Origin of the sequence: Streptomyces sp. NPDC001980, from assembly GCF_040296885.1 — a bacterium.
Classification (GTDB): domain Bacteria; phylum Actinomycetota; class Actinomycetes; order Streptomycetales; family Streptomycetaceae; genus Streptomyces.
In genome coordinates this window covers 209,362-235,820 of sequence record NZ_JBEOYD010000011.1, presented here as the reverse complement: position 1 = coordinate 235,820, position 26,459 = coordinate 209,362, and the positions used below count along the sequence as shown (strand labels likewise).

At 72.8% G+C, this 26,459-nt stretch carries 27 protein-coding genes and 1 pseudogene; 15 read left to right on the top strand and 13 right to left on the bottom strand.

Annotated elements, in window-relative coordinates; all coding sequences use genetic code 11:
- Window positions 1–110 precede the first annotated feature (110 nt).
- The 4 genes from ABT137_RS19650 (at window position 111) to ABT137_RS19635 (ending at window position 4,720) form a co-directional block, all read left to right on the top strand.
- Window positions 111–1,961 (top strand): ABC transporter ATP-binding protein, encoded by a 1,851-nt coding sequence (locus tag ABT137_RS19650; RefSeq protein ID WP_351710442.1) that lies wholly within the window; start codon window positions 111–113, stop codon window positions 1,959–1,961.
- Entirely contained in the window at window positions 1,958–3,739 is a 1,782-nt protein-coding gene (locus tag ABT137_RS19645) for an ABC transporter ATP-binding protein (RefSeq protein WP_351710440.1), read from the top strand. Before ABT137_RS19650 ends, ABT137_RS19645 begins: the two co-directional genes overlap by 4 nt.
- A 204-nt stretch (window positions 3,740–3,943) precedes the next feature.
- Complete coding sequence (locus ABT137_RS19640) at window positions 3,944–4,414, top strand: DUF5709 domain-containing protein (RefSeq protein ID WP_351710438.1); 471 nt, start codon at window positions 3,944–3,946, stop codon at window positions 4,412–4,414.
- 45 nt (window positions 4,415–4,459) lie between these two features.
- Entirely contained in the window at window positions 4,460–4,720 is a 261-nt protein-coding gene (locus ABT137_RS19635) for a type B 50S ribosomal protein L31 (RefSeq protein WP_093497627.1), read from the top strand.
- Window positions 4,721–4,761: 41 nt separating this feature from the next.
- Here ABT137_RS19635 and ABT137_RS19630 read toward each other — a convergent pair whose 3' ends face one another.
- A complete protein-coding gene (locus ABT137_RS19630; protein WP_351710436.1) occupies window positions 4,762–5,556 on the bottom strand; it encodes a metal-dependent hydrolase in 795 nt (264 codons plus the stop codon).
- A 145-nt stretch (window positions 5,557–5,701) separates the two neighbouring features.
- Between ABT137_RS19630 and ABT137_RS19625 the strand changes: the two genes are divergently transcribed.
- Both ABT137_RS19625 and ABT137_RS19620 read left to right on the top strand, forming a co-directional pair.
- Entirely contained in the window at window positions 5,702–8,215 is a 2,514-nt protein-coding gene (locus ABT137_RS19625; protein ID WP_351710434.1) for a DEAD/DEAH box helicase, read from the top strand.
- A 55-nt stretch (window positions 8,216–8,270) separates the two neighbouring features.
- Window positions 8,271–9,137 (top strand): acyl-CoA thioesterase, encoded by an 867-nt coding sequence (locus ABT137_RS19620; RefSeq protein ID WP_351710432.1) that lies wholly within the window; start codon window positions 8,271–8,273, stop codon window positions 9,135–9,137.
- Between the two features lie 46 nt (window positions 9,138–9,183).
- On the opposite strand, the gene ABT137_RS19615 is transcribed toward ABT137_RS19620, so the two are convergent.
- Both ABT137_RS19615 and ABT137_RS19610 read right to left on the bottom strand, forming a co-directional pair.
- Entirely contained in the window at window positions 9,184–10,056 is an 873-nt protein-coding gene (locus tag ABT137_RS19615) for a DUF6397 family protein (RefSeq protein WP_351710430.1), read from the bottom strand.
- A 126-nt stretch (window positions 10,057–10,182) separates the two neighbouring features.
- Window positions 10,183–10,596 carry a roadblock/LC7 domain-containing protein gene (locus ABT137_RS19610; RefSeq protein ID WP_351710428.1) on the bottom strand — a complete coding sequence of 138 codons (414 nt, stop codon included), beginning with the start codon at window positions 10,594–10,596 and terminating at the stop codon, window positions 10,183–10,185.
- Between the two features lie 95 nt (window positions 10,597–10,691).
- Between ABT137_RS19610 and ABT137_RS19605 the strand changes: the two genes are divergently transcribed.
- Window positions 10,692–11,120 carry a PPOX class F420-dependent oxidoreductase gene (locus ABT137_RS19605; RefSeq protein WP_351710426.1) on the top strand — a complete coding sequence of 143 codons (429 nt, stop codon included), beginning with the start codon at window positions 10,692–10,694 and terminating at the stop codon, window positions 11,118–11,120.
- 3 nt (window positions 11,121–11,123) lie between these two features.
- Here the strand turns inward: ABT137_RS19605 and ABT137_RS19600 are convergent, their stop codons facing one another.
- The 5 genes from ABT137_RS19600 to ABT137_RS19580 all read right to left on the bottom strand — a co-directional run bounded on the left by ABT137_RS19600 (window position 11,124) and on the right by ABT137_RS19580 (window position 16,122).
- Complete coding sequence (locus ABT137_RS19600; RefSeq protein ID WP_351710560.1) at window positions 11,124–11,729, bottom strand: GTP-binding protein; 606 nt, start codon at window positions 11,727–11,729, stop codon at window positions 11,124–11,126.
- 188 nt (window positions 11,730–11,917) lie between these two features.
- Window positions 11,918–12,331 (bottom strand): DUF742 domain-containing protein, encoded by a 414-nt coding sequence (locus ABT137_RS19595; protein ID WP_351710424.1) that lies wholly within the window; start codon window positions 12,329–12,331, stop codon window positions 11,918–11,920.
- 18 nt (window positions 12,332–12,349) lie between these two features.
- A complete protein-coding gene (locus tag ABT137_RS19590; RefSeq protein ID WP_351710422.1) occupies window positions 12,350–12,787 on the bottom strand; it encodes a roadblock/LC7 domain-containing protein in 438 nt (145 codons plus the stop codon).
- Window positions 12,784–15,312, bottom strand: a complete 2,529-nt coding sequence (locus ABT137_RS19585; protein ID WP_351710420.1) for a sensor histidine kinase — start codon at window positions 15,310–15,312, stop codon at window positions 12,784–12,786. Before ABT137_RS19585 ends, ABT137_RS19590 begins: the two co-directional genes overlap by 4 nt.
- Window positions 15,313–15,348: 36 nt before the next feature.
- Complete coding sequence (locus ABT137_RS19580; protein WP_351710418.1) at window positions 15,349–16,122, bottom strand: MHYT domain-containing protein; 774 nt, start codon at window positions 16,120–16,122, stop codon at window positions 15,349–15,351.
- Between the two features lie 150 nt (window positions 16,123–16,272).
- Between ABT137_RS19580 and ABT137_RS19575 the strand changes: the two genes are divergently transcribed.
- On the top strand, window positions 16,273–16,872 hold the full coding sequence (locus ABT137_RS19575) for a class I SAM-dependent methyltransferase (RefSeq protein ID WP_351710416.1): 600 nt from the start codon (window positions 16,273–16,275) through the stop codon (window positions 16,870–16,872).
- On the opposite strand, the pseudogene ABT137_RS19570 reads toward ABT137_RS19575, so the two are convergent.
- A pseudogene (locus ABT137_RS19570) lies at window positions 16,869–17,162 on the bottom strand (alpha/beta fold hydrolase); the annotation flags it as partial. The gene ABT137_RS19575 and the pseudogene ABT137_RS19570 sit on opposite strands and share 4 nt — an antisense overlap.
- Before the next feature lie 4 nt (window positions 17,163–17,166).
- Between ABT137_RS19570 and ABT137_RS19565 the strand changes: the two are divergent.
- The 3 genes from ABT137_RS19565 (at window position 17,167) to ABT137_RS19555 (ending at window position 19,179) form a co-directional block, all read left to right on the top strand.
- Entirely contained in the window at window positions 17,167–17,742 is a 576-nt protein-coding gene (locus ABT137_RS19565; protein WP_351710414.1) for a PadR family transcriptional regulator, read from the top strand.
- A gap of 118 nt (window positions 17,743–17,860) precedes the next feature.
- Window positions 17,861–18,172 carry a hypothetical protein gene (locus ABT137_RS19560; protein WP_502984542.1) on the top strand — a complete coding sequence of 104 codons (312 nt, stop codon included), beginning with the start codon at window positions 17,861–17,863 and terminating at the stop codon, window positions 18,170–18,172.
- A 161-nt stretch (window positions 18,173–18,333) separates the two neighbouring features.
- A complete protein-coding gene (locus ABT137_RS19555) occupies window positions 18,334–19,179 on the top strand; it encodes a hypothetical protein (RefSeq protein ID WP_351710410.1) in 846 nt (281 codons plus the stop codon).
- A 64-nt stretch (window positions 19,180–19,243) separates the two neighbouring features.
- On the opposite strand, the gene ABT137_RS19550 is transcribed toward ABT137_RS19555, so the two are convergent.
- Both ABT137_RS19550 and ABT137_RS19545 read right to left on the bottom strand, forming a co-directional pair.
- The gene (locus tag ABT137_RS19550) at window positions 19,244–19,426 is read right to left on the bottom strand and encodes a tail-anchor membrane protein (RefSeq protein WP_181809683.1); all 183 of its coding nucleotides are present in this window, start codon (window positions 19,424–19,426) and stop codon (window positions 19,244–19,246) included.
- 277 nt (window positions 19,427–19,703) lie between these two features.
- Window positions 19,704–19,835, bottom strand: a complete 132-nt coding sequence (locus tag ABT137_RS19545) for a hypothetical protein (RefSeq protein ID WP_351710408.1) — start codon at window positions 19,833–19,835, stop codon at window positions 19,704–19,706.
- A gap of 40 nt (window positions 19,836–19,875) precedes the next feature.
- On the opposite strand from ABT137_RS19545, the gene ABT137_RS19540 reads away from it, so the two are divergent.
- A complete protein-coding gene (locus tag ABT137_RS19540) occupies window positions 19,876–20,994 on the top strand; it encodes an alpha/beta hydrolase family protein (protein WP_351710406.1) in 1,119 nt (372 codons plus the stop codon).
- A gap of 18 nt (window positions 20,995–21,012) precedes the next feature.
- On the opposite strand, the gene ABT137_RS19535 is transcribed toward ABT137_RS19540, so the two are convergent.
- Together ABT137_RS19535 and xylA are read right to left on the bottom strand one after the other, a co-directional pair.
- Window positions 21,013–21,330 (bottom strand): hypothetical protein, encoded by a 318-nt coding sequence (locus ABT137_RS19535; protein ID WP_351710404.1) that lies wholly within the window; start codon window positions 21,328–21,330, stop codon window positions 21,013–21,015.
- Window positions 21,331–21,738: 408 nt separating this feature from the next.
- Window positions 21,739–22,905, bottom strand: a complete 1,167-nt coding sequence (xylA, locus tag ABT137_RS19530; protein WP_351710402.1) for a xylose isomerase — start codon at window positions 22,903–22,905, stop codon at window positions 21,739–21,741.
- 227 nt (window positions 22,906–23,132) lie between these two features.
- Here xylA and xylB point away from each other — a divergent pair, with 227 nt between their 5' ends.
- The 3 genes from xylB (at window position 23,133) to ABT137_RS19515 (ending at window position 26,424) form a co-directional block, all read left to right on the top strand.
- Window positions 23,133–24,578, top strand: coding sequence for a xylulokinase (gene xylB / locus ABT137_RS19525; RefSeq protein WP_351710400.1), 1,446 nt, complete (start codon window positions 23,133–23,135; stop codon window positions 24,576–24,578).
- Window positions 24,579–24,622: 44 nt separating this feature from the next.
- The gene (locus ABT137_RS19520; RefSeq protein WP_351710398.1) at window positions 24,623–25,831 is read left to right on the top strand and encodes an ROK family protein; all 1,209 of its coding nucleotides are present in this window, start codon (window positions 24,623–24,625) and stop codon (window positions 25,829–25,831) included.
- Window positions 25,832–25,932: 101 nt separating this feature from the next.
- Window positions 25,933–26,424, top strand: a complete 492-nt coding sequence (locus ABT137_RS19515; RefSeq protein ID WP_351710396.1) for an NUDIX hydrolase — start codon at window positions 25,933–25,935, stop codon at window positions 26,422–26,424.
- Window positions 26,425–26,459 lie beyond the last annotated feature (35 nt).

Below are 26,459 nucleotides of genomic sequence, written 5' to 3'. Positions count from 1 at the left end.
GGGAGCGGATTTCGACGGCCGACGGGAAAACCGTTTGATTTCGACGACGCTCCGACGCGAACCTTTCACGGCTTGTCGCCACCTCCCCCGACCCGAGCCGCTGGGACGCCATGCAAATTCAAGATCTTCCGTATTCCGATCCGGGCGCGCCGGACGCGCGTTCCGGTCCCCGGTTCCTGTGGTGGCTGGGGCGGAATCAGCTGGGCGGTCAGCTCAAGGCACTGGCCTGGGGGCTGCTGCACTTCGTGTCCGTCTCCGCGCTCCCGTTCTGCGTGGGCCTCGCCGTCCAGGCCGTGGTCGACCGCTCCGGCACCCGGCTGGCCCTGACGGGCGGTCTGCTGGTGCTGTGCGGCACGGCGATCGCCGTCGGCGACACCTTCCTGCACCGGGCCGCCGTCACCAACTGGATCACCGCGGCCGCCCGGGTCCAGCAACTGCTCGCCCGCAAGGCCGCCCAGCTGGGCTCCGCGCTGACCCGACGGGTGGCGGCCGGTGAGGTGGTGGCCGTCTCCACCGGCGACGTCGAGAAGATCGGCTGGTTCGTGGAGGCGGTCTCCCGCTTCACCGCCGCCGCGCTGACGGTCGTCGTGGTCGGCGTCGCCCTGGTCTTCTACCAGCCGGCCCTCGGCTGGATCGTCGCCGCCGGCCTGCCCCTGGTCGCGCTGTCCGTGCTGCCGTTGCTCCCCCGGGCCACCCGGCGGGCCGACTTCCAGCGCACCAAGGCCGGCCGGGCCACCGAGCTGGCCTCGGACACCGTCGCGGGACTGCGCGTACTGCGCGGCATCGGCGGCGAGGACCTCTTCCTCGACCGCTACCGCCGCGCCTCCCAGGAGGTACGGCACGCCGCCGTGCACAGCGCCCGGATGTGGTCGCTGATCTCCGCGATCCAGGTGCTGCTGCCCGGGCTGCTGCTGATCGCGGTCGTCTGGCACGGCGTCCACCTGGCCCGGCAGGGCCGCGTCACCGTCGGCGAACTGGTGACCGTCTACAGCGCGGTCATGATCCTCAACTACCCCTTGCAGCACTTCACCGAGATCGCCATGGCCTACTCCTTCTCCCGCCCGTCGGCGAAACGGGCGGCTCGGGTGCTCTCCCTGGAACGGGCCACGGACACCGGCGGCTCGCGGGCGGACACGGTGCCGGAGGGCGACCTGTACGACCCGGCCACCGGCCTGCTCGCGCCCGCGGGCCGGCTGACCGCCGTGGTCTGCGGAGACCCCGACGCGGCCGGGCACCTCGCCGAACGGCTGGGCGGCCACCCCGCCGAGGCCGGCACCTCGGTGCTGCTCGGCGGCGTACCGCTCGACGAACTGCCCCTGGAGGCCGCCCGCACCGCGGTGCTCGTCCAGGACAAGGACCCGGTGCTGCTCTCCGGTTCGCTGCGGGAACTGCTCGACGTGCCGGCCTCCGGGTTCGTGCGGGCCGAGGACGCGCTGGCCGCCGCCCAGTGCGCCGACGTCCTGGAGGCACTGGTCCAGGGCTCGCTGGACGTCACCGACCCGCTCGACGCCCGGATCACCGAGCGGGGCCGGTCCCTGTCGGGCGGGCAGCGCCAACGCCTCGCGCTGGCCCGGTCGCTGATCACCGACCCCGGGGTGCTCGTCCTCGACGAACCCACCTCCGCCGTCGACTCGCACACCGAGGCCCGGATCGCGGAGGGAATCCGCGCACTGCGGTCCGGCCGTACGACCGTGGTGTTCACGTCCTCGCCGCTGCTGCTTGACCGGGCCGACCGGGTGGTCCTCGTCCACGAGGGCGAGGTCGCGGCGGTCGGCGTGCACCGCGAACTGGTGCGCACCGAGCGGCGGTACCGGGCGGTGGTGACACGTGAGACGGACGACGAGGCCACCGTGCGGGGCGAGAACGACGAGGAGACCGCGCAGCGAGGCGCGGCGCCCGAAGAGACCGAAGTCGCGCTGCGAAGCCGCAGGGCGCTGGAAGAGATCGAGGAGAGCGCATGATCGGCGTCGCGCCACCGGCGTACGACCCGGCGGCCCCGACGACGGCCACCACCCTGCCCGTCGGTGCCACCGCGACCGTGCGGGCCTACGTGGCCGAACTGTTCCGCCGGCACCGCCGGGCCTTCATCCTCCTCATCGCCGTCAACACGGTGGCCGTGGTCGCCTCCATGGCCGGGCCCTACCTGCTGGGCGGGCTCGTCGAGCGGGTCTCCGACGGCGCTCGCGAGCTCCATCTGGGCCTGACCCTCGGCCTGTTCCTGCTCGCGCTCGCCGTCCAGTCCGTCTTCGTGCGGGAGGTGCGGCTGCGGGGTGCCGTGCTCGGCGAGCGGATGCTGGCCGATCTGCGGGAGGACTTCCTCGTCCGGTCGGTCGGGCTGCCGCCGGGCGTCCTGGAGCGGGCGGGCACGGGCGACCTGCTGTCCCGGATCACCACGGACATCGACCGGCTCGCCAACGCCATGCGGGAGGCGGTGCCGCAACTGTCGATCGGCGTGGTGTGGGTCGTGCTGCTGATCGGCGGGCTCGTGGTCACGGCTCCGCCGCTGGCCGCCACCGTGCTGCTCGCCCTGCCGCTCCTGGTGGTGGTGTGCCGCTGGTACTTCAGGCGGGCGCCCTCGGGCTACCGCTCCGAGGCCGCCGGGTACGCGTCCGTGGCCGCCGCCCTCGCGGAGTCCGTGGACGCCGGGCACACCATCGAGGCACACCGGCTCGCCGCCCGCCGGATCGCCCTGTCCGAACGCCGGGTCAAGGAGTGGACGGCCTGGGAGCGCTACACCCTGTGGCTGAGGTCGGTGCTGTTCCCGGCCGTCAACGCCACCCACACCACGGTCCTCGGCTCGGTGCTGATGATCGGCGGCGTCCTCGTCCTGAAGGGCTGGATCGACGTCGGACAGCTGACGACGGGCGCGCTCATCGCCCAGATGCTCGTCGATCCGGTGAACCTGATCCTGCGCTGGTACGACGAGGTCCAGGTCGCCCAGGTGTCGCTGGCCCGGCTGGTCGGCGTCCGGGACATCGAGCCGGACGCCGGGGACGCCGCGCTGGCCCCGGCCGGCCGGGAGGTGCTCGCGGACGAGGTCCGCTTCGGCTACCTCCAGGGCGTCGACGTGCTGCGCGAGGTCTCCCTGGAGGTGGCGCCCGGCACCCGGCTGGCCCTGGTCGGCCCCTCCGGCGCGGGCAAGTCCACCCTCGGCCGGCTGCTCGCCGGGATCTACGCGCCCCGGGACGGCCGGATCACCCTGGGCGGCGCGGAACTGTCCCGGATGACCGCCGAACGGGTCCGTTCCCATGTCGCCCTGGTCAACCAGGAGCACCACGTCTTCGTGGGCTCCCTGCGCGACAACCTGCTGCTCGCCCGGACCGGCGCGGCGGACGCCGAGCTGTGGGCGGCGCTCGGGGCCGTCGACGCGGACGGCTGGGCGCGGGCTCTGGAGGAGGGTCTGGACACCGAGGTCGGCTCCGGCGGGGTCGCCCTGACCCCGGCGCAGGCACAGCAGATCGCGCTGGCCCGGCTGGTACTGGCCGACCCGCACACGCTGGTCCTGGACGAGGCGACCTCGCTCCTGGACCCGCGCGCGGCCCGTCATCTGGAGCGGTCCCTGGCCCGGGTCCTGGACGGCCGCACGGTGGTCGCCATCGCGCACCGGCTGCACACCGCCCATGACGCGGACGTCATCGCCGTGGTCGAGAACGGCCGGATCAGCGAGCTCGGCAGCCACGACGCGCTGGTGGCGGCCGACGGCGCGTACGCGGCGCTGTGGCGGTCGTGGCACGGGTGACAGTCCGCGGCGGCCGGGGCGCGGGGTGTGGTGCGTCGCAGGTCGCGCCCCGTGCCGTTGCGCGGGTGCGAGCAGGGGTGGAAGGCTGGAGAGCGGCACCGGTTCGGGGACCGGCCGGGAACCGTACGGTTCGCGCCGCGCACCCGTGCCGAGCGTGCCGGCGGCCCGCCCCGCGGACCGCGTCCTCACTCCCTGGAGGTAGCCGTGACCACCGCCGACGGATGGGGGGACGACGTCTACCAGCCCGACGGATCCGAGATCCGGGAGGACACGGGGCTGCTCGACGTGGAGGACACGCTGGAGTCCGACGGCGTCAGCGATCCCCTGGACCGTGGCTGGTCCCCGCCCGAGCGGCCGTGGGCGGTGGAGCACAACGGGGTGACCGCGGCGGAGCGCCACCGGGGCGAGACGCTGGACCAGCGGCTCGCCGAGGAGCTGCCCGAACCGGTGGTCCCCGACGGCGACGGCATCGGCGACTGCCAGGGCAGCGACGGCGAACTTCTGGACAACGAGGTCGGCGACCTGCGCTCCGGCCGGCTCGTGGCCCCGAACGAGGGAGCACACGAGGACGACGAGAACGGCCTTGTCGCGACCGACATCGGCATCGACGGCGCCGGGGCCTCCGCGGAGGAGGCCGCGATGCACATCGTCGACGAGGACACCGCCTACGGCTGAGTCCGCCTGCCCCCGCCCTACCGCCCCGTCCTTCGAGGAGCCGCCATGCAGCAGGACAAGCACCCCGACTACCACCCCGTGGTCTTCCGCGACCGCGCGGCCGGATACGCCTTCCTGACCCGGTCCACCGCGACCAGCGACCAGACCATCGAGTGGGACGACGGCCAGACCTACCCGGTGGTCGACGTGGAGATCTCCTCCGAGAGCCACCCCTTCTACACCGGGAAGGCCCGCACGGTGGACACCGAGGGCCGCGTCGCCGCGTTCGAGCGCCGCTACGGCGGTGGCTCGGGGACGGCGGGCTGACCCCCGGGGCACACCGGGTCCGTGGCCGGCCGGGCCGCGGGTCAGATCACGTTCAGCGCGGCCGCGCAGCCTATGCCGCCGAGCACCATGAACACCGGCATGAGCACCTTCAGCTCGACCCAGCTGCCCGCGCGGAACCGCATCACCTTCGGCGGGCCCAGCGGGTACCAGCGCCTGCGGCCGATCGGGATGGGCCACAGGACCGGGCAGCCGGAGACGGTCAGCGCGTCCCCGATGTCGTGCACCAGCGCCCCCAGCACCACCGGCAGCCCCAGCCACAGGTACTCCTGGCCGGGCTGGGTGAACAGCCAGTCCGAGCCGTTGCCCGGCTTGTCCAGGGTGCCGGCCAGGATCCAGGCGCTGGTCGCCGCCAGCAGCCACACCAGGATGTCGCTGCTGGAGCCGCGCGCCGCCCGCCACAGCAGGCCCTCGATCGCCAGCACCATGTGCGCGAAGAGGATCGCCAGCACCGCCCAGCGGCCGCCGAGGATCGCCGCGGCCGAGCAGCCCCCGCCGATCAGCGCCGCCCACACCCAGGTGTGCGTCAGCGTCCGGTGCCCGCCGTTGCGGCGCGGGTCGCCCGCCATCCGGGTCGCCTTGTAGACGGCGTACGACAGCTTGTCGACGATCTCGCAGACCCAGCGCGACAGCGGTCCGAAAGCCCGCGAGATGGTCGCCGCCTTGTGGTCGAGGTCCGGGGCGAGCGCGGCGCCGGCGCAGATCAGCGCCCCTACCAGGAGCACCGGCCAGGGCATCGTATGCCCGGTCGCCGCCGCCGCGGCTCCTACGCCGAGCCAGGCGGCCGCCCCCGACAGTGAGTGTGCTGGTCCCATCATGGCCTTTGCCCGCCCCATTCCTCGTATGCCGCTGTCCAGTTGACCGGGTGCGATGACGCTCCGTCGGCGACACAGCGTAGCGGCCGTGATCTTCGTGCTCGAAGCCGATTCCCCCCTGGGCGGGTGGGCCAGGCAAGATGGGGGCGTGACCCTCATCGATCAGCTGCCGCCGACCGCCGACCCCGACGCCCTGTACGAAGCCTTCGAGGCGTGGGCCCAGGAGCGCGGTCTCACGCTCTACCCCCACCAGGAGGAGGCGCTGATCGAGGCGGTCTCCGGGGCGAACGTGATCGTGTCGACGCCGACCGGCTCCGGCAAGAGCATGATCGCCGCGGGCGCGCACTTCGCCGCGCTGGCCCGGGACGAGGTCACCTTCTACACGGCCCCGATCAAGGCGCTGGTGTCGGAGAAGTTCTTCGAGCTGTGCAAGCTCTTCGGCACCGAGAACGTCGGCATGCTCACCGGCGACGCCTCCGTGAACTCCGACGCGCCCGTCATCTGCTGCACCGCCGAGGTCCTCGCCTCCATCGCGCTGCGCGACGGCAAGCAGGCGGACGTCGGCCAGGTCGTCATGGACGAGTTCCACTTCTACGCCGAGGGCGACCGCGGCTGGGCCTGGCAGATCCCGCTCCTCGAACTGCCCCAGGCGCAGTTCATCCTCATGTCGGCCACCCTCGGCGACGTCTCCTTCTTCGAGAAGGACCTGGCCCGCCGCACCGGCCGCCCCACCGCGGTGGTCCGATCGGCGACCCGCCCGGTGCCGCTCTCCTACGAGTACCAGCTCACCCCGATGACCGAGACGCTCACCGAGCTCCTGGAGAGCAGGCAGGCGCCGGTGTACATCGTGCACTTCACGCAGGCGCAGGCGGTGGAGCGGGCGCAGGCGCTGATGAGCATCAACATGTCCTCGAAGGAGGAGAAGGAGCAGATCGCCGAGCTGATCGGCAACTTCCGCTTCACCACCAAGTTCGGCCAGAACCTCTCCCGGTACGTCCGGCACGGCATCGGCGTGCACCACGCCGGCATGCTCCCCAAGTACCGGCGCCTGGTGGAGAAGCTCGCCCAGGCCGGTCTGCTGAAGGTCATCTGCGGCACCGACACCCTGGGCGTGGGCGTCAACGTGCCCATCCGCACGGTGCTGTTCACCGCGCTCACCAAGTACGACGGCAACCGGGTGCGCACCCTGCGCGCCCGTGAGTTCCACCAGATCGCCGGCCGCGCGGGCCGGGCCGGTTTCGACACGGCCGGGCTGGTGGTCGCGCAGGCGCCCGAGCACGTCATCGAGAACGAGAAGGCGCTGGCGAAGGCGGGCGACGACCCGAAGAAGCGGCGCAAGGTGGTGCGCAAGAAGGCTCCGGAGGGCTTCGTCGGCTGGACGGAGAACACCTTCGAGAAGCTGATCGCGTCCGAGCCGGAGCCGCTGACGTCGCGGTTCCGGGTGACGCACACGATGCTGCTGTCGGTGATCGCCCGCCCGGGCAACGCCTTCGAGGCGATGCGCCACCTGCTGGAGGACAACCACGAGCCGCGCAAGCAGCAGCTGCGGCACATCCGCCGGGCGATCGCCATCTACCGCTCGCTGCTCGACGGCGGCATCGTCGAGAAGCTCGACGAGCCCGACGCCACCGGCCGTATCGTCCGGCTCACGGTCGACCTCCAGCAGGACTTCGCGCTCAACCAGCCGCTGTCGACCTTCGCCCTGGCCGCGTTCGAACTCCTCGACCCCGAGTCGCCGTCCTACGCCCTCGACATGGTGTCCGTCGTCGAGTCCACCCTGGACGACCCGCGCCAGATCCTGGCCGCCCAGATGAACAAGGCGAAGGGCGAGGCCGTCGCCGCGATGAAGGCGGACGGCGTCGAGTACGAGGAGCGCATGGAGCGCCTCCAGGACGTCACCTACCCGAAGCCCCTGGAAGAGCTGCTCTTCCACGCGTACAACACCTACCGCAAGAGCCACCCCTGGGTCGGCGACCATCCGCTGTCCCCGAAGTCGGTCATCCGGGACATGTACGAACGGGCGCTGACCTTCACCGAGTTGGTGTCGCTCTACGAGCTGGCCCGCACCGAGGGCATCGTGCTGCGCTACCTCGCGAGCGCGTACAAGGCCCTCGACCACAACATCCCGGACGACCTCAAGTCCGAGGACCTGCAGGACCTGATCGAGTGGCTGGGCGAGATGGTCCGCCAGGTCGACTCCAGCCTGCTGGACGAGTGGGAGCAGCTCGCCAACCCGGAGGAGATGACCGCCGAGGAGGCCCAGGAGAAGGCCGACGAGGTCAAGCCGGTCACCGCCAACGCGCGTGCCTTCCGGGTCCTGGTGCGCAACGCCATGTTCCGCCGGGTGGAGCTCGCCGCCCTCGACCGGGTCGACGAACTGGGCGAGATGGACGCGGACTCCGGCTGGGACGCCGATGCCTGGGGCGAGGCCATGGACAAGTACTGGGACGAGTACGAGGACCTGGGCACCGGCCCCGACGCCCGCGGCCCGAAGCTGCTCGTGATCCAGGAGGAGCCGAAGAACGGGCTGTGGCGGGTCCGGCAGATCTTCGACGACCCGAACGACGACCACGACTGGGGCATCAGCGCGGAGATCGACCTGACGGCCTCCGACGCCGAGGGCCGCGCGATCGTCCGCGTCACCGATGTCGGCCAGCTCTGAGCACGAGCCCCGGAACAGGTCCGAGCACAGGTCCCAGCACAGGAGAATCCAACCGATGACCAACCCGGCCGAGAGACTGGTCGACCTGCTCGACCTGGAGCAGATCGAGGTCAACATCTTCCGTGGCCGCAGCCCCCAGGAGTCCCTCCAGCGGGTCTTCGGCGGCCAGGTGGCCGGCCAGGCGCTGGTAGCCGCCAGCCGCACCGCGGAGGGCGACCGCCCGGTGCACTCGCTGCACGCGTACTTCCTGCGCCCGGGCCGGCCGGGCGTGCCGATCGTGTACCAGGTCGAACGGGTCCGGGACGGGCGGTCGTTCACGACGCGCCGGGTGACCGCCGTGCAGCAGGGCCGCACGATCTTCAATCTGACCGCCTCCTTCCACAAGCCTGAGGTGGGTGCTTTTGAACACCAGCTGCCGCCTTTTCGCGAGGTGCCGCACCCGGAGTCGCTGCCGACGCTCGCGGAGGAGATCCGCAAGCATCTGGGCGAGCTGCCCGAGCAGCTGGAGCGGATGGCGCGCCGCCAGCCCTTCGACATCCGCTACGTCGACCGGCTGCGCTGGCACCCCGAGGAGATAACCGGCTCCGAGCCGCGCAGCGCCGTGTGGATGCGCGCGGTCGGCCCGCTGGGCGACGATCCGCTGGTGCACACCTGCGCGCTGACCTACGCCAGCGACATGACGCTCCTGGACGCGGTCCGTGTCCCCGTCGAACCGCTGTGGGGGCCGCGGAACTTCGACATCGCCTCGCTGGACCACGCCATGTGGTTCCACCGGCCGTTCCGCGCGGACGAGTGGTTCCTGTACGAGCAGGAGTCCCCCATCGCCACGGGCGGCCTCGGCCTGGCCCGCGGGCGGGTCTACGACCTCGAAGGGCGGCTGCTGGTGTCGGTCGTCCAGGAGGGGCTGTTCCGCGCGCTCTAGCGGAAGCAGAAGCGGATGCCGGCGCGGGCGCGGTCCGGGCCGCCGGTCAGTGGGCGGGCCGGGGGCTTCTGCGCAGCAGCCAGCCGCGCAGGCCTCGGGCGTGTGCCGGCAGGTCGGGCGCGGGGTGCCGAGACGGTGGTGCGGCGGGGCGGGGCGCCGGCCGGTGTGAGCGGGCCTGCGCCGCTTCCCGCGCCAGGTCGTGCCTGAACCAGTCGATCTCGTCCGGGTCGGCCGCCGTCATGATGTCCTCGGCGAGCTGCGCGGCCGGCGAACCCGGTGCGCCGTGGGCGGGCGGGGCCGGCCGCAAGGCCGTCACGTGGGCGCGCTCGTGCGGGTCGGGGAGCACGTCGTCGATCTCACCGGGGTCCAGGAAGCCGGCCACCACCCCCGCCCGCTCCCACGGCCCGTCGGCCTGCCTGAGCAGGAAACCGCAGTGACGTCCGCGCCAGTTCCGGGCCCGCTGGTCCGCGCCCGCCCTCAGCCGGTCGCTCAGCTCCGCGGGCGTGCGGCCGGTGAGCAGCCGCGTGTTCTTCTCGTCGGCCGCGAACCGCCGCAGCTCCTCGGCAAGGTAGAGCCAGACCACGGCCCGGTAGCGATTCGGGTACCACTTCACCGGAGTCACCAGGCCGAGTTTGGCGACGCGGGTGAACCTGCCCGCCGGGATCCCCATCAGGGCCGCGCCCTCGGTCGTCCCCACGACCTGCACGCTCTCGCTGAGGGATGCGGACCGGCCTCGGAGCCGGTCGATCTCGGTCCGTGGCACACGGCGGCCTCCACCGCCTCCCTCGTCGGGCACGGTGCGGATCCGTCCGAGGTGTACCGCGAGGTCGAACTCTCCCCGCTTGAGGCCCAGTTCGCGGGCGGCGCGGCTCGGCGCGCAGGTGAGCGGGCGGTTCTGGGCAAGGGTGGTACCTGACATGGTCGTTCTCCCCCGTGGAGCGGGTGGCCGGCGCCGGGTGCGCTCGCCGTGGAAAAACCGTAGCCGGTTCGGCGAGACTCGTGGCGGGCCTGTGGATAACTCCGCGGCAGGGGGTGAATCCGCAGGTCAGAGGTCTATCGCGGAGGAGCGCTCCGGCTGCCGGGCGTCCACTGCGAGGTGTTCGCCGACGCGGTTGACCAGCAGGGTCATCTCGTAGGCGATCTGGCCGATGTCGGCCTCCGCACCGCTGAGCACGCACAGGCAGCTGCCGGTCCCGGCCGCGGTGACGAACAGGACCGCCTCGTCGTACTCGATCATCGTCTGGCGGACCTGCCCCGCCCCGAAGTGCCGTCCCGAGCCCTTGGCGAGGCTGTGCAGCCCGGAGGCGACGGCGGCCAGATGCTCCGCGTCCTCCCGGCGAAGGCCGGTGCTCGCTCCCGTGACCAGCCCGTCGTTCGACAGGACCAGCGCGTGCCGTACGTGCTCCACGCGCTCGGTCAGGTCGTCGAGCAGCCAGCCGAGTCCCTGGTTCTGCGCCATGTCGTAGCGTCTCCCCGTGTGCCGTCTCCCCCTGGCTGGAGGATCTCCCCGCCAGCCTTCCCCACCACCGGCGTCCGGGCAAGGAGGATGGGGGCATGGCAGAGAAGATGACCGACGAGGAATGGCGGGCGTTCGTCTCGCACGGCACCCGCACCGGCAAGCTGTCCACGGTAAACGCAGACGGCAGCCCCCATGTGGCGCCCATCTGGTTCCTGCTGGACGGGGACGAGCTGGTCTTCAACACCGGCAAGGACACCGCGAAAGGGCGCAATCTATCCCGTGACGGGCGTGTCGCCCTCTGTGTGGACGACGACCGGCCCCCCTTCCACTTCGTGGTGCTGAACGGACGCGCCCGGCTGTCGGAGGATCTGGGCGAACTGCGTGATTCGGCCACCCGGATCGCGGCTCGTTACATGGGGGCGGAGCGCGCGGAGGAGTTCGGCGCCCGCAACGGTGTCCCCGGCGAGTTGCTGGTCCGGGTCACCGTGGAGAAGGTGGTGGCGCTCAAGGACCTCACGGGCTGAGGCTCAGCCCACCGAGTCGAGGAGCCGGGCGGTGTGCATCCGCCCGGCGTACTCCACGAGCCGGATCAGCACCTCCTTGCCGGAGTCCCGGTCCCGGGCGTCGCACAGGACCACGGGCGTTCCCTGGTCCAGGTCGAGGGCGCGGGAGACGTCGTGGGGACCGTAGGAGCGGGCACCGGTGAAGCAGTTGACGGCGACGACGAACGGGATGTGCCGGTGCTCGAAGTAGTCGACCGCCGGGAAGCAGTCCTCCAGGCGGCGGGTGTCGGCGAGGACGACGGCGCCGAGTGCTCCCTGCGACAGTTCGTCCCAGAGGAACCAGAAGCGGTCCTGACCCGGGGTGCCGAAGAGGTACAGGGAGAGGCCGGAGCGGATGGTGATCCGTCCGAAGTCCATGGCGACGGTGGTGGTGACCTTCTGGTCCACGCCGTCCGTGTCGTCCACCAGCTGGCCCGCTTCGCTGAGCATCTCCTCGGTGCGCAAGGGCCGGATCTCACTGACGGCGCCGACCAGGGTCGTCTTCCCGACGCCGAAGCCGCCGGCGACCAGTATCTTGAGCGCCATGGCCGACGTGTCGTCGGGGGTGGACTCGGGATGCTCGGAGACCATGATCACTTCTCTCGGGAGGGCCTGCTGGAGGGCCTGGAGGATCTGCTGCGACGGACGTCGGGACACGGACTGAGCGGCACGGGACGATGCGAAGCCAGCATCATGACAACTACGGCCCCGTCACGGACGATTGGACCGGAACGCGTCTGTTCTGACCGGCTCGGGCCCGGTTGGTTCCGGATGCTCATCTACAGTGCCCGCAATCCCTCGATGACCTCGCGCAGAATCCGTTCGTCGGGCAGCTGGGCCGGTGGCACCGGGCGGCTCACGGTGACGCGGCCCAGTTCCAGCAGATCGCCCAGGAGCACTCGGACCACGCCGACGGGGAGGTCGGCGCCGGCAGCGAGTTCGGCGACGGACTGCGTCTCCAGCCGGCACAGGTCGACCAGCGCACGGTGTTCGGGGCCGAGCGGGGTGTCGTCGTCGGTGCCGGACCTGCCCGGGTCGAGCGTGACCAGGGCGATCAGGTCGAACTTCACCCCGGTGGGGCCGGGTTCGGTGCGGCCCCCGGTCATGGCGTAGGGGCGAACCAGGGGCCCGGCCTCGCTGTCGTACCACTGGCTGCCCGGCTCGTGCGGGGCGCCGGTCATGTACTCGGTCATCGGTGGCGGTCTTCCGGCTCAGCCGGCGGCGGGCGGCCGGGCGGCGACGCGCGGCGCGGTGTAGAGGTGCTCGCCGACGCGCTTGACCAGGCGGGCCATCTCGTAGGCGACCAGGCCGATGTCGGCGGTCACGTCGGTGAGCAGGGCGAGACAGGAGCCGTCGCCCGCGGCGGCCACGAAGAGGAAGGCGTCGTCCATCTCGACCATGGTCTGGCGCACCCCGCCCGCCCCGAAGTGCCGTCCGGCGCCCTTGGCGAGGCTGTTGAAACCGGAGGCCACGGCGGCGAGATGCTCGGCGTCCTCTCGTTTGAGGCCGGTCGAGGCGCCGACGGCGAGGCCGTCGTTGGAGAGCACGACGGCGTGCCGTACCTCGGTGACACGCAGCACCATGTCGTCGAGGAGCCAGTCGAGTTCGCCGGAGCGCCGGTCCGTCCTCGGGCTCGGGTCCTGGATCATGAGCGGTCTCCTTCGGTGCGGTCGGTGCCCGATTCGGGTTCCGGGGCGGCTCCGCGGCCGGGTCGTCTGCCGCCGCCGCGCGCCCAGCCGTCGCGGTAGGCGGCCATGCGGTCGCGGACGAGTTCGGGGGTGCGCTCGTCCCGGCCGCGGGCGGGCGCGGGTTCCTCGGCGCGGGGATCGCGCAGTTGGGGGGCGAGGCTCGCCTGCCGTACCCGGCGTGGCAGGTCGTCGTCGGAGGGCTCGGAGTCGTGCGGTGGGCGGTGCGGCCTCAAGGTGGTGACTCCGGGGGGCGGTGGTTCGGGCGCGGGGCGCGGTGAGGTGTGGGTGGCGGCGAGGGCGGGCCGGCCGGCGGGGGCGGGCTCCGGGAGGGCGGCGGGGGCGGACTCCCGGAGCGCGGCGTCAGGCACGCGCGCGTAGGCGCGTGCCGGTGCCTGTTCGGTGTCGGCCGCCGGACGGACGGAGCGTTCCGCCGGACCGCCGTGCAGCAGGACCTTCGGCAGCAGGACCACCGCGGTGGTGCCGCCGTACGGTGACGTGCGCAGATGCACCTTGATGCCGTGGCGGGCCGCGAGCCTGCTGACCACGAAGAGACCGAGCCGGTCGCTGTCGAACAGGTCGAGGGCCTCGGACTGCTCGATGCGCCGGTTGGCCTCGGCGAGGGTCTCCTGGCCCATGCCGAGCCCGCGGTCCTCGACCTCCAGGGCGTAGCCGTTGCCGACGGGCTCTCCGGTGACGCGCACGCGCGTGTGCGGCGGCGAGAACTGGGCGGCGTTCTCCACGACCTCGGCGAGCAGGTGCGTGAGGTCGGCCACGGCGGCGCCGACGACGGCCGCCTCGGGGAGCTGCCGTACCTCCACGCGCGCGTAGTCCTCGACCTCGGACACGGCGGCCCGTACGACGTTGGTCAGGGACACGGGCATCCGCCATGCCCTGCCGGGGGCCGCTCCGGAGAGGATGATCAGGCTCTCCGCGTGGCGGCGCATGCGGGTGGTGAGATGGTCGAGGCGGAAGAGGTCGCTCAGTTCGCTGGGGTCGTCGGAGCGGCGTTCCATGCTGTCCAGCAGGCTCAGCTGACGGTGGACCAGGATCTGGCTGCGGCGGGCGAGGTTGACGAAGACTCCCGAGATGCCGCTGGCGAGTTCGGCGCGTTCCACGGCGGCGCGCAGGGCGGCGCGGTGCACGGTGCCGAGGGCCTCGGCGACCTGTCCGGTCTCGTCCTCCGCGGGCGGCCCCGGGGGTGCCTCGGCACGGACGTCGATCTCCTCGCCGGCCCGCAGCCTGCGCATCGCCTCCGGGAGTTTGCGGCGGGCGATCTCCAGGGCGCTGTTGCGCAGGCTCACCAGCTCGACGACGAGGCCGCGTCCGATGCGTACGGAGATGACGAGCGAGGCGACCACGGCGAGCAGACCGAGCAGGACTGCGGCGCCGGCCGGGGTGAGCAGGCCGCGTGTGAACGGATCGGCCCGGCCGGCCACCGCGCGTGCCGTGCCGGCCTGGATGGTCCGCATGCCGTCCTGCACGCGCGTGTGCGCGGTGTTCCAGGTGGTTTCCGGGGCCGCGCCGACCGCCTTGGATCCGGGTGGGCTCGCGAGGATCCTGTCCTCGGCGGCGCCCAGCGCGGTGTAGTCGTCGCCGTCGGCGAGCCGGTGCCAGGCGGTGCGCTGGGCACCGGGCAGATCGGCGACGGCCGCGTCGGTGAGGACCCGGCGGGTGTCGACGGCGCCGGTGAACAGCCGCAGCCGCTCGCCGTCGAGGCCGCCGGCCAGCCGGGCACCGCCGAGGACCGCGTCCTCCTGGGCCAGCGCCTCGCCCGCCCGGGAGAACTCGAGCAGCACGCGCGCGTCGGAGCCCATGTCGTCGGCCTGGATGCCGGTGAGGGCGCCGTCCACTGCGAAGGCCGAGGCGATGGCCTGGGTGTACTGCCCGTAGGCCGCGTCCCAGCCGGCGCCGCGGTTCTGCACCGCTCGGCGCAGGGTGCGCAGCTGCTCGGCGCCGGTGACGAAGGCCTTCAGTCGCTCGGCGACGCCGGAGGGCAGCTCCTCGCCTTCGGCGACGGTGCTGTCCTTGCCGAGCCGTAGCGCGGCCACGGCCCGATCGGTGCCGGCGCCCAGCCTCTTGAGGTCCGCGGTCTGTTCGGCGGTGGGGTCGGTCGCGTACCGGACCGCGGCGGCCCGCTCGGCCTGGAGCGCGGCGACGGCGGTGGCGACCGGGGTGCGCAGCGCTGCGTCGACGCGCTGGGACTGCCGCAGCCGGGAGACGTCCTGTGCCGTGGTGACCGTGGCGTACGCCCACAGGGCGAGCAGGGACATCACCGGCACCATGAGCAGGCAGACGACCTTGGCCCGCACGGTCCGCGGGCGGATCCGCCAGCCTCCGGGCCGGTCGGCCGAGTTGTCCGCCGTGGTGCCGACGACGTCGTCGGCCGGTTCGTCGGCGGGCGGTCCGGCGTGCGCGCGACGGCCGCGCACCGGCCGCGGTGACGGTGTCTCCGGACGTGCTGTCGGGGTCCTACGGGGTGTACGCATGGCCTCCTCGCTCGGGAAAGATGGGGCGGCACCGGGTCAGCGCGCGGCGCCCGCGACGGGCCGCTGGGCCGAGGCGGACGCCTCGCGCTCCCCGGCCGTGGGCGAGAGCGCGACGAAGGCCGAGGTGAGGAACAGATAGGACCCGAGGCCGACGGCGAGGGGGAAGATGAACTGCATCGCCGTGGCTCCGGGCAGGGGGCTGCCGGAGGGCGTGACGTGCACGCTCACCGCGAACATGCCGGTGTAGTGCATGCTGCTGACGGCCGCTCCCATGACCAGGGAGGCGACGGTGACCGCGACGGGCGACCTGATGTTGAGCGCCGCCCACAGGGCCGCGGTCGCGGCGACCACGGCGATGAGGACGGAGAGCCCGACGAGCATCGGGTCGTAGTGCACGGCGCCGTGCAGCCGGACGGCCGCCATGCCGAGGTAGTGCATGCTGGCGACGCCCAGCCCGGTGGTGAGTCCGCCGAGCAGGAGTGCCCGGTTACGGTCGCGGCTGTAGCCGACGGCGAAGACGCCGGCGCTGACGACGACCACGGCGACGAGCAGGCTGAGGATGGTCAGCGGCACGTCGTAGCGGATGTCAGTGCCGCTGACGCTGAAGCCGAGCATGGCCACGAAGTGCATGGTCCAGATGCCGGTGCCGAGCGCGGACGCCGCGGTGAGCAGCCAGTTGCGGCGCGAGCGGCCGGTGCTGCCGAGCGCGCGGACGGTGCAGCGCAGCCCCAGTGCGGCGCCTATGCAGGCCATGACGTACGACAGCACGGGGGTCAGCCAGCCGAAGGTGGCGTGGTGCAGATGTCCCATGGCCCAGGGACGCTAGGGGGCACGGGCGCACAAAGGGGGCGCATTTCGAAAGGTGTTGCAATATGACTCAGAGATGTGCCGGAACGATCGCGTCCCGCTCGAACATGCGCGCAGGGTCGTCCTCCGTGACGGTGAGGGATCATGCGGACCATGAGCGATGACCACACACATGTCCGGGAGTTCTTCGCCGCACGGGCGGCCGACTGGGACAGCCGGTTCCCCGACGACGGTCCCGCGTACGCGGCCGCCGTCACCGATCTGGGTCTGCGTGCGGGTGACCGGGTCCTCGACGCGGGGTGCGGCACCGGGCGCGCCCTGCCGCCGCTCCGCCGGGCCGTGGGACCCACCGGCACGGTCCTCGGGATCGACCTCACGCCGGCGATGCTCCAGGCCGCCCGGCGGGCCGGCCGGGACCGTGACGGGTGGTTGCTGCTCGCCGACGTCGCCGCGCTGCCGGTGCGGTCGGAGTCCCTCGACGCCGTGTTCGCCGCGGGCCTGATCGCCCATCTGCCCCGTCCGGAAGAGAACCTGCGGGAGCTGTCGCGCGTGGTCCGCCCCGGCGGTGCCCTCGCCCTGTTCCACCCGATCGGCCGGTCCGCCCTGGCGGCGCGCCAGGGACGGCAGATCACGCCGGACGACCTGCGTGCGGAGGGCAACCTCGGCCCGTTGCTGGCCGGTTCGGGCTGGCGCATGACGTCGTACGTGGACGAGGACGCCCGGTTCCTGGCGCTGGCGGTCCGCGGACGTTAGCCGGCGACCGCCGCGGCGAAGGCGTCGGGACGGTCGAACATGACGTTGTACCCGGCGCCCGGCACCGTCACCACCCGCACCCCCGACGCCTCCAGTGCCTCCTGCCCGGCGAGTTCGCCGCTGAGTTCGCCCTGGAGGTAGACGCGGTCGACGGTCAGCCCTTCCAGGAGCGTGCGCATGACGGGATCCGAGCCGCGCCGCAGGCCCACGGCGCTGCGGTGCAGTGCCCGCGGGTCGGCCAGCCGCATGGTCGCCGCCCAGACCGGCCCGACCTGATCAAGCACGCGCGCCCGCATGCTGGAGCTCGCCATCCTCGGTTTCCTGTACGACGCCCCCTTGCACGGCTATGTCCTGCGCAAGCACATCGCCGCGCTGACCGGGCACGTGCGGCCCGTCGCCGAGGGCACGCTGTATCCGGCGATCAAGCGGCTGGAGAAAGCGGGCCTGCTGGCCCGGGCCACCGAGCCCGGCTCCGTGGCCGCGCCGCGCCATGTGCTCACGCTCACCGAGGAGGGCAGGCGGGAGCTGCACCGCCGACTCACCGAACCGGCCGGGCGCGACATCACCGACGAGAACCGCTGGTTCACGGTGCTGGCCTTCCTCCGGCACCTGGACGCCCCTGCCGCCCAGGCGGCCGTCCTGCGCCGGCGGCTGGCCTTCCTGGAGGAGCCCGCGAGCTTCTTCTACGAGGGCGACCGGCCGCTGCACGCCGAGGAGGTCGACGACCCGTTCCGCCGGGGCATCCTGACCATCGCGCGCGCCACGAGCCACGCCGAACTCGCCTGGCTGCGCGCCACCATCGCCTCGCTCGAAGCCGAGGCCGGGACCGAAACCGAGACCGAGGGCCAAGCCGGGGCAGGGGCCGGCTGAGACCTCAGGGCTGCTCCTCTTCGCCACGCCCTCTTCTGTTGCCGGAGCTTCAACCCTACGTTCGACGGAGGAAGGCAGATGTTCGCAGGCGAAGGCCGACAAAGGGAAGGGGGCCCGCGTGTTCGACCGGATCCGCAGGTACGTAAGCAGATGGCGTGGCGCCGAGGGCGGAGCGGGAGCGGTGCCGGAACGGCGTGCCAGCCGTGAGCGACGCACGCACAACTTGTTCGAGGCCGCGGCCGCCTATGTCGCGGCCCGGGCGGAGGACGACCAGGACCTGATCGAGGAGGCGGCGGGCTGGGTGTCGCCGGAGGCGCTGTCGTTCGGGGTGAGCGAGCTGGCGTGCCGGGCCGTGGTCACCCTGGCCCGGGAGCGCGACGAGTCGCCGGCGACGGTGGCTCGCGACCTTCTCGGGCTCCCGGTGGCCTGACCCTCCAGTACCGCCGCGGTCGTGGGTCTTCCGTGCCCCGCGAGGTCGTTTCGTCCCGTCCCGGTGGAAACCTGCAGCTCGCGTGTGGAGGCCGGTCGTGACAACGGCCTCCCCGTCGCACTAGGGTGCGCGCCGTTGGACGAACCACTGGGGAGGCAGGGATGGCCGGGACCGACGAGGAGGCCGTCGCCGCGGACGAAGCACTGTATGTGCTCACGGCGGTGCTGCTGACGCCCGCGAAGTTTCCGAGTGTGCTGGGCGACGACTATCCGGAGGCGTGCGCGGCGCTGGAGCTGGCACCGCGCGCCGACGGGTACGGCCTGGTGCTCGGCCAGGACGGCGAAGGGGCGCGCTGGACGGTCGTCATCGACGACGTCTCGCTGGTCGCCGTCGCGATCGCGTCCTGGGACTGCGGCATGGAGTACGACCTGTCGCCGGACGAACGCACGGTGGTCGCCGCCCTGCCCGGCTGGCCGCTGGCGGTCGCCGTGGCGGCTCCCAACGTGCCCGCGCCGCACGACCCCGGCCCGGAGGTGGCGGACCAGGCACCGCTGACCCCGCCGGACACCAGCACCTGGGGTGCGGCGCAGCGGCGGCTGGGCGCGGACGAGATCGCCCTGCAGTGGGCGATCTGGCGGGAACAGATCGGCGACGACCTCTTCCCGGCACCGGCGGCGGCCGCCGAGGCCCCAGAAGCCCCCGAGGGGGCTCCGCCGGAGGCCGAGGCGGCCCCGACGGGGCACGTCGGAGTCCGGCGGGTCCTGGCCGAGGCGTGGGCCTACGTGGACACGCCTCCGCCGCTGGGCCGGGTCCGCTCCTCGTTCGCCCCGGGCGACGCCCGTACCCTGCGCGCCGACGGTCCCGGCTGGTCGCTCGTGGCCCGGACCGACGACATCGCCTTCGTGCTCCTCGACGAGGAACCCGGCGAGGTCCTGCCGGTCGGCCGGGGTCCCGAGCTCCCCGGCCTCCTGGAAGCCCTCGACAAGATGGCCGTACGGCCCCTGTGAGCCTCCCGGGCCGCATCCCGCCGCCAGGCCCGTCAGGGGCGGGGCGCGGTCCCGGGCAGGTGGCTCAGCGGCCGATCTCCTTGCGCGTGACCCGGCGCAGCCTGCGCCGCTGCGAGGGGTCGAGGGTGAGGTACGCGGCCACCGGGACGCCCACCACGATCAGGAACGTCACCCACCAGGGCAGCCATATCAGCAGGATGAGCCCGACCGCCACACCTCCTGCGGCGATCTTCGCGTTCTTCGACATCAGCGTCGCCTCCTTCGCGGCCCTTGCCGCTCTCTGATCTGAAAACGGGCCCGCGCTTCCCGCGGTTCCGGACCACGACCCTGAGACATCCCTGACGAGCCACCCCTACTGGCCCCCGAGTACCGACTCGAACAGATTGTGAAGCAGCCCTGCTCCCAGCGTAACCACTCCCGGTCGGTTGCCGCGCCGGACGTCCAGGGGCGACTCGGTCCTGCGGAAAACCCCACCCGTACAGGCCGGTTGGCCGGATGGTCGGTGGCTGCGGGGGTTCGTACGGTCACGGTATGAAGCGAACGGGTACGAAGCGAATCAGCAGAATACTGGTGATTTCGGCGGTGGCGGTGGCGCTGACGGCGAGCAGCGCGACGGCCGTGGTCGCGCAGGCGTCGCGTGCACCGGTGACTGCCACAGCCTCCCCGGTGGGGGCACATGTGTCGCGGGGCACGTTGGTGTCCGTCGAGCACCTGCGGACACTGACCGCCCGGCAGGCCGCGGCCGAGCTGGCGGGCGACGAGGAGGGGGCCTGGGACACCGGGACCGTGCGGTACGGCCTGGACACCTTCAGGATCGTGTACCGCACGGTGGATCCGCATGGCCGGCCCACCACCGCCAGCGGGCTGCTGGCCTTGCCGCGCAACGGTGAACGGCGGCTGCAAGCAGTGTCGTTCACGCACGGCACGGAACTGTTCAAGGGCGACGTCGCCTCGGTCTCGGCCGAGGTCTGGGACCAGGCGCCTGCCCTGACCTACGCGTCCGCCGGGTTCGCCGCGGTGCTCCCCGACTACCTCGGGCTGGGCCTGGGCCCCGGCCCCCACCCCTGGATGGACGTGCCGTCGGAGACGACGGCCGCGCTGGACATGCTGCGGGCGTCCCGCACCGTCGCGGCGCAGAAGGGCCGGGAGATGCGCCGGGGCGTACTGGTCACCGGCTTCTCCCAGGGCGCGTCGGCAGCGCTAGGACTGGCCCGGTCGCTGCAGGAGGGGGCCGACGGCTGGTTCCGGCTCCGCGCGGTGGCACCCGTCAGCGGCGCCTACGCGTTCCGGGACGCGGCGATTCCATCGCTGCTGGCCGGGCAGACGGACCCGAAGGCGAGCGTGATCTACACGGCGCTGGCCCTGGTCGCGTTCAACCGTCTGTACCACCTGTACGACACGCCGGCCCAGGTGTTCCGGGCGCCGTACGACCGCACGGTCGAGGACCTGCTGGACGGCACACACACCGGTCAGGAGGTCGTGGCCGGCACCCCGGACTCCCTCGACGCGCTGCTCACCGCCCACGGCCGGGCGATGCTGGCCCACCCCACCGGTGGGCTGGCGGCGGCCCTGCGGACCACGGACAGCGTGTGCACCGACTGGGTGCCGCGGGCTCCGGTCAGGCTCTATTACGCGGACGGGGACGAGCAGGCCGTCAACGCGAACACGGCTCACTGCCACGCCGACCTGCGCGCCCACGGCGTCGACGCCCCGCTGGTCGACCTCGGCACCCCGGACTACGGCGGTTCCCGCCATCTGGGTTCCCAGCAGGCGGGAACCGCCGCCGTGGTGCGGTGGTTCCGGACACTCCGGTAGGCGCGCCAGAGGCTGTGACTACCCGAGCAGTGAGGGCAGCAGGGAATCCAGACCGCTCGGCAGCTCGCTGGGCAGCCCCGAGGGCCACTGCGAAGGGAGTTCGCTCGGCAGGCCCGACGGCAGGCTGCTGGGCAGCGCGGTCGGGAGGCTGAGCGAAGGCCGGGCCGGGCCGGAGGGGCTCGGGCTGCCGGCGCCGGGCTTGTCGTCGGTCGAGCCGTCGCCACCCGACGCCATCAGGACGATGGCGGCGACGGCCACCGCGACCACCAGCAGGGCCAGGACGGCGAACAACGGACCCCTGCGCCGGCGGGGCGGCTCCGGGGGGCGTGGTGGCATCCACCCGACGGTGGTGGGCGGGTCCTGGTCGCCGGGTGGGGCACCGAAGCCCGCGTGCGGGGGCGGTGCGAAACCTTCGTACGGGGGGTCGTAACCCCCGTGCGGAGGCGGGTCGTAGCCTCCGCCGGGCGGCGGAGTGCCATGTGGCGGGCCGGGCGGTCGTGGCGGTACGGGCGGCATGGCCATACCGTCAAGAGTCACCGCGTTCCGGTCAGCACGCGAGCCCGGCGCGGGAGTTGGCACGGACTCATGCCGTGGACCGGACGATTCCGGAGCATTTCCGGTGCGAACCGGCCGTGCGGGCACAGAATCCGGGCACAGAAGCCGCGCACGGAGTCCGGGCACGGAGAACGACACGCGCGCGTGAGGCCGTCACTGGGGAAACGGCCTTCACGCGCGCGTGCGTGTTCAGCCCCGGGCGCCCAGCAGGTGGTCCATCGCCAGCTGGTCGAGCCGCTCGAAGGCCATCCCGCGTGCGGCGGTCGCGTCCGCGTGGAACTCCTCGAAGGCCGTGCGGTCCGCGAGGAGGGCCTGGAGGCCGTCCGCGGCGGTCGGCTGGGCCAGCTGGTCGAGCCGGGAGGCGCGCAGGGCCTCCTGGACCTCCGGGTCCGCACGGAAGGCGGCCGCGCGCTCCTTGAGGATCAGGTAGTTGCGCATGCAGCCGGCGGCCGACGCCCACACGCCGTCGAGGTCCTCGGTCCGCGGCGGCTTGAAGTCGAAGTGCTTCGGACCCGCGTAGCCGGCGCTCTCGAGGAGGTCGACCAGCCAGAAGGCGGCGCGCAGGTCACCGGCGCCGAAGCGCAGGTCCTGGTCGTACTTGATGCCGGACTGGCCGTTGAGGTCGATGTGGAAGAGCTTGCCCGCCCACAGGGCCTGCGCGATGCCGTGCGGGAAGTTCAGGCCGGCCATCTGCTCGTGGCCCACCTCGGGGTTCACGCCGTACAGCTCGGGGCGCTCCAGGCGCTCGATGAAGGCGAGGGCATGACCGACGGTGGGGAGCAGGATGTCGCCGCGCGGCTCGTTCGGCTTGGGCTCGATGGCGAAGCGCAGGTCGTAGCCCTGGGAGGTGACGTACTCGCCGAGGAGGTCGAAGGCCTCCTTCATGCGGTCGAGGGCGACCCGCACGTCCTTGGCGGCACCGGACTCGGCGCCCTCGCGGCCTCCCCAGGCGACATACGTCTCGGCGCCCAGTTCGACGGCCAGGTCGATGTTGCGGATGGTCTTGCGCAGCGCGTAACGGCGCACCTCACGGTCGTTCGCGGTGAACGCGCCGTCCTTGAAGACCGGGTGGGTGAAGAGGTTGGTGGTGGCCATCGGCACCTTCATGCCGGTGGCGTCGAGGGCCTGGCGGAAGCGCTTGATGTGCGACTCGCGCTCGCTGTCGGAGGACCCGAAGGGGATCAGGTCGTCGTCGTGGAACGTCACACCGTGGGCGCCCAGTTCGGACAGGCGCTGGACCGTCTCGACGGGGTCGAGGGCGCGGCGGGTGGCGTCGCCGAACGGGTCCCTTCCCTGCCAGCCGACGGTCCACAGGCCGAAGGTGAACCTGTCCTCGGGGGTGGGCTGGAAGCTCATGCCGCGGCTCCTTGCTCGGGGGCTGTGCTCGATGACTGCGGTGGATGACCGATGGATGACTGTCGTGCCGACTATTTCGTCATCGCGGTTTACAAATTAGTATGCCGACGCGTCCCTGGGAAGGGTCACCCTGTCCCCGAAGGACGAAAACCGGGTCGCGACACCCCGACGAACCGGGAAAATTGCAGGTCAGGTACACCGCGAGCCGCGGAAAAAGGGAGAGCCCGATGTCAGCAGCCGAGGGTCCGCTCGTCGTCGGCGTGGACACGTCCACCCAGTCCACCAAGGCGCTGGTCGTCGACGCGTCCACCGGCGAGGTCGTGGCGAGCGGCCAGGCACCGCACACCGTGACCACCGGCGCGGGCCGGGAGAGTGATCCGCGCCAGTGGTGGGACGCGCTGTGCGAGGCGCTGCGCCAGTGCGGGGACGCCGCGCACGAGGCGGCGGCCGTGTCGATCGGCGGGCAGCAGCACGGTCTGGTCACCCTGGACGAGCACGGCGAGCCGGTGCGGCCCGCACTGCTCTGGAACGACGTCCGTTCGGCGCCGCAGGCGCAGCGGCTGATCGAGGAGCTGGGTGGCCCGAAGGCCTGGGCGGAGCGCACCGGGAGTGTGCCGGGCGCGTCGTTCACGGTCACCAAGTGGGCCTGGCTGGCGGAGCACGAGCCGGAGGCGGTCCGGGCGACCAGGGCCGTACGACTCCCCCACGACTACCTCACCGAGCGCCTGACCGGGCAGGGCACGACCGACCGCGGTGACGCCTCCGGCACCGGATGGTGGGCGTCGGCGACCGAGGCGTACGACGAGGAGACCCTGGCCCATGTGGGCCTGGACCCGGTGTTCCTGCCCCGGGTGGTCCGGCCCGGCGAGGTCGCCGGCACCGTCCGGGACAGTCACGACCTGCCGTTCTCCAAGGGCACCCTGGTGGCGCCCGGCACCGGTGACAACGCGGCGGCCGCGCTGGGGCTCGGACTGCGTCCGGGCACCCCCGTGCTGAGCCTCGGCACCTCGGGCACGGTGTACGCGGTCTCCAGGCACCGCCCCGCGGACCCGACCGGTACGGTGGCGGGCTTCGCCGACGCGCACGGCGACTGGCTGCCGCTCGCCTGCACCCTGAACTGCACGCTCGCGGTCGACCGGGTCGCGGCGCTCCTCGGCCTGGACCGAGAGGCCGTCGAGCCCGGCACCTCGGTGACCCTGCTGCCGTACCTGGACGGCGAGCGCACCCCGAACCTGCCGAACGCCTCCGGCCTGTTGCACGGCCTGCGTCACGACACCACCGCGGGCCAGCTCCTCCAGGCCGCCTACGACGGCGCCGTGCACGCCCTGCTGGGCGCTCTGGACCTGGTGCTCGACGAGGACGCCGACCGGACCACCCCGTTGCTGCTGATCGGCGGCGGCGCCCGGGGCCGGGCCTGGCAGGAGACGGTACGGCGGCTGTCGGGCCGACCGGTGCAGGTGCCCGAGGCGAAGGAGCTGGTGGCCCTCGGCGCCGCCGCGCAGGCGGCGGGGCTGCTCACCGGCGAGGACCCGGCATCGGTGGCACGGCGCTGGAACACAGCCGCGGGGCCGGTGCTGGACGCGGTGGAGCGGGACGCCGCGACGCTGGCCAGGATCTCCGGGGTACTCTCCGACGCGGCGCCGCTGCTGGAGCGGGCGCCGGAGAACCGCTGATCGGCAGGGGACCGTCCAGAGGATCCCAGAGGGTTGATGGAGGCATGACCGCACCGCTGCACGAGGCCCGCCCGACGGCGACCGGCCGTGCCCTGCCGGACACCCAGCAGGGCATGCGCCGGCGCAACCTCGCGCGCGTGATGCACGCGGTCAGCGCGGAGGGCTCGCTGTCGCGGGCCGCGGTCGCCTCACGCATCGGCCTCACCAGAGCGGCCGTGTCGACCCTCGTCGACGAGCTGATCCGCTGGGGACTCCTGGAGGAACTGGGACCCGAGCGGCCCAGCCGCGTCGGGCGGCCGGGTTCGGCGCTCGCGGTGAGCGGGCACGGTCCGGCCGGTCTCGGGGCGGAGGTCGGGGTCGACCATCTCGCGGTGTGCGCGGTGGACCTGCGCGGCGAGGTACGCGCGCGTGCCGTGCGGCACGGCGCCAACCGGGGCCGGGATCCGCGCCCGGTGGTGGCGGAGCTGACCGGGCTGGTCCGGCGGGTCGTGGCGGACGCGGAACGGGACGGTCTGTGGCCCGCCGGTCTCGCGGTCGCCGTCCCCGGCCTAGTGGCCCGCGACGGGCACACGGTCGTCCACGCCCCGAACCTCGACTGGCACGACACCGACCTCGCCGCGCTGCTGCCCGCCGACCTCCCGCCGACGGTGGACAACGAAGCCAACTTCGGCGCCCTGGCCGAGCTGTGGCTCGGGGACGCGACACCCCACGACTTCCTGCACGTGTCGGCGGAGATCGGCATCGGCGCCGCCGTCGTGGTGGACGGACAGCTGCTGCGCGGGAAACGCGGTTTCGCGGGCGAGCTCGGCCATGTGCCGGTCCACCCCGACGGGCCGCGCTGCGCCTGTGGCGGGCGCGGGTGCCTGGAGCAGTACGCCGGCGAGGAGGCGGTGCTGCGCGCGGCCGGCCTCGAATCCCGCGAGGACGCGGTAGGACTGCTCGCGCAGCGGGCGGACGCGGACCACGAGGGCGTACGACGTGCCCTGGAGGACGCCGGTACGGCCCTGGGCATCGCCCTGACCGGCGCCGTCAACCTCCTCGACCCCGAGTCCGTGGTCCTGGGCGGGGCTCTGGCCGGTCTCGCGCCCTGGCTCCTGCCGTCCCTGGAAGCCGAGCTGGCCGACCGCACAACGGGCCCGGCCTGCCCGGTCTCCGTGTCCCGGCTGGGATCCGACGGCCCGCTCCTGGGCGCGGCCCACTCGGTGATCCGGGCCGTCCTGGACGATCCGGCGACCGTCGCTGAGCGGGTCTGACCGAGACGCGGCCGGAAGTCTCCGCCTTCGTGCCCGATGGTTCGGGGCGGCCACGCCGTGGGGAGTCACCCTGAAGTTCCTTCGGACTCCGGGAGGTCGGCGTGGCCGAGTGGGTTCCCCGCGAGGAGTGGATCAGGACCCAGCCCCAGGCTCTCATCGCCTCGTGCGTGTTCATGAGGGACGAACGTGACCGGGTCCTGCTGTTGCGCTACGGCCCCGGCCAGCCGGTGGCGGGCGAGTGGTGGCTGCCGGGCGGGATGCTCGACCACGGCGAGGATCCCCTGACCGCGGCCCGGCGGGAAATGCAGGAGGAGACCGGCATCGTTCTCGGTCCGGCGCTCAGGCTGCTCGGTATCGACCATCGGGCCGATGTGGACGGCACCGGCCCCGTGCTGGACTGCTTCTTCGACGGCGGGATCCTCGCCGACGAGGCGGCGGTACGGCTCAGCGACGAGCACGACCGGCATGCGCTGTTCTCCCTGCGGGAGTTGGCGGCGACGCCGCTCGTCGCGCCGCTCTCGGCCCTCGTCGCGCTCCATTCGGCGGCGAGTTCGGGGGCATGCGTCTGTCTGCGGGAGGGCGAGCCCGTATGAGGCTCGCCCTCCCTTCACCCGTCCGGGTGACGAGG

Bases quoted from the DNA above. Each gene is read 5' to 3' on its own strand.
- ABT137_RS19650 (WP_351710442.1), top strand. From the start codon at position 111: ATGCAAATTCAAGATCTTCCGTATTCCGATCCGGGCGCGCCGGACGCG.
- ABT137_RS19645 (WP_351710440.1), top strand. From the start codon at position 1,958: ATGATCGGCGTCGCGCCACCGGCGTACGACCCGGCGGCCCCGACGACG.
- ABT137_RS19635 (WP_093497627.1), top strand. From the start codon at position 4,460: ATGCAGCAGGACAAGCACCCCGACTACCACCCCGTGGTCTTCCGCGAC.
- ABT137_RS19630 (WP_351710436.1), bottom strand. From the start codon at position 5,556: ATGATGGGACCAGCACACTCACTGTCGGGGGCGGCCGCCTGGCTCGGC.
- ABT137_RS19620 (WP_351710432.1), top strand. From the start codon at position 8,271: ATGACCAACCCGGCCGAGAGACTGGTCGACCTGCTCGACCTGGAGCAG.
- ABT137_RS19615 (WP_351710430.1), bottom strand. From the start codon at position 10,056: ATGTCAGGTACCACCCTTGCCCAGAACCGCCCGCTCACCTGCGCGCCG.
- ABT137_RS19610 (WP_351710428.1), bottom strand. From the start codon at position 10,596: ATGGCGCAGAACCAGGGACTCGGCTGGCTGCTCGACGACCTGACCGAG.
- ABT137_RS19605 (WP_351710426.1), top strand. From the start codon at position 10,692: ATGGCAGAGAAGATGACCGACGAGGAATGGCGGGCGTTCGTCTCGCAC.
- ABT137_RS19600 (WP_351710560.1), bottom strand. From the start codon at position 11,729: ATGGTCTCCGAGCATCCCGAGTCCACCCCCGACGACACGTCGGCCATG.
- ABT137_RS19595 (WP_351710424.1), bottom strand. From the start codon at position 12,331: ATGACCGAGTACATGACCGGCGCCCCGCACGAGCCGGGCAGCCAGTGG.
- ABT137_RS19590 (WP_351710422.1), bottom strand. From the start codon at position 12,787: ATGATCCAGGACCCGAGCCCGAGGACGGACCGGCGCTCCGGCGAACTC.
- ABT137_RS19585 (WP_351710420.1), bottom strand. From the start codon at position 15,312: ATGCGTACACCCCGTAGGACCCCGACAGCACGTCCGGAGACACCGTCA.
- ABT137_RS19580 (WP_351710418.1), bottom strand. From the start codon at position 16,122: ATGGGACATCTGCACCACGCCACCTTCGGCTGGCTGACCCCCGTGCTG.
- ABT137_RS19575 (WP_351710416.1), top strand. From the start codon at position 16,273: ATGAGCGATGACCACACACATGTCCGGGAGTTCTTCGCCGCACGGGCG.
- ABT137_RS19565 (WP_351710414.1), top strand. From the start codon at position 17,167: ATGCTGGAGCTCGCCATCCTCGGTTTCCTGTACGACGCCCCCTTGCAC.
- ABT137_RS19555 (WP_351710410.1), top strand. From the start codon at position 18,334: ATGGCCGGGACCGACGAGGAGGCCGTCGCCGCGGACGAAGCACTGTAT.
- ABT137_RS19550 (WP_181809683.1), bottom strand. From the start codon at position 19,426: ATGTCGAAGAACGCGAAGATCGCCGCAGGAGGTGTGGCGGTCGGGCTC.
- ABT137_RS19535 (WP_351710404.1), bottom strand. From the start codon at position 21,330: ATGCCACCACGCCCCCCGGAGCCGCCCCGCCGGCGCAGGGGTCCGTTG.
- xylA (WP_351710402.1), bottom strand. From the start codon at position 22,905: ATGAGCTTCCAGCCCACCCCCGAGGACAGGTTCACCTTCGGCCTGTGG.
- xylB (WP_351710400.1), top strand. From the start codon at position 23,133: ATGTCAGCAGCCGAGGGTCCGCTCGTCGTCGGCGTGGACACGTCCACC.
- ABT137_RS19520 (WP_351710398.1), top strand. From the start codon at position 24,623: ATGACCGCACCGCTGCACGAGGCCCGCCCGACGGCGACCGGCCGTGCC.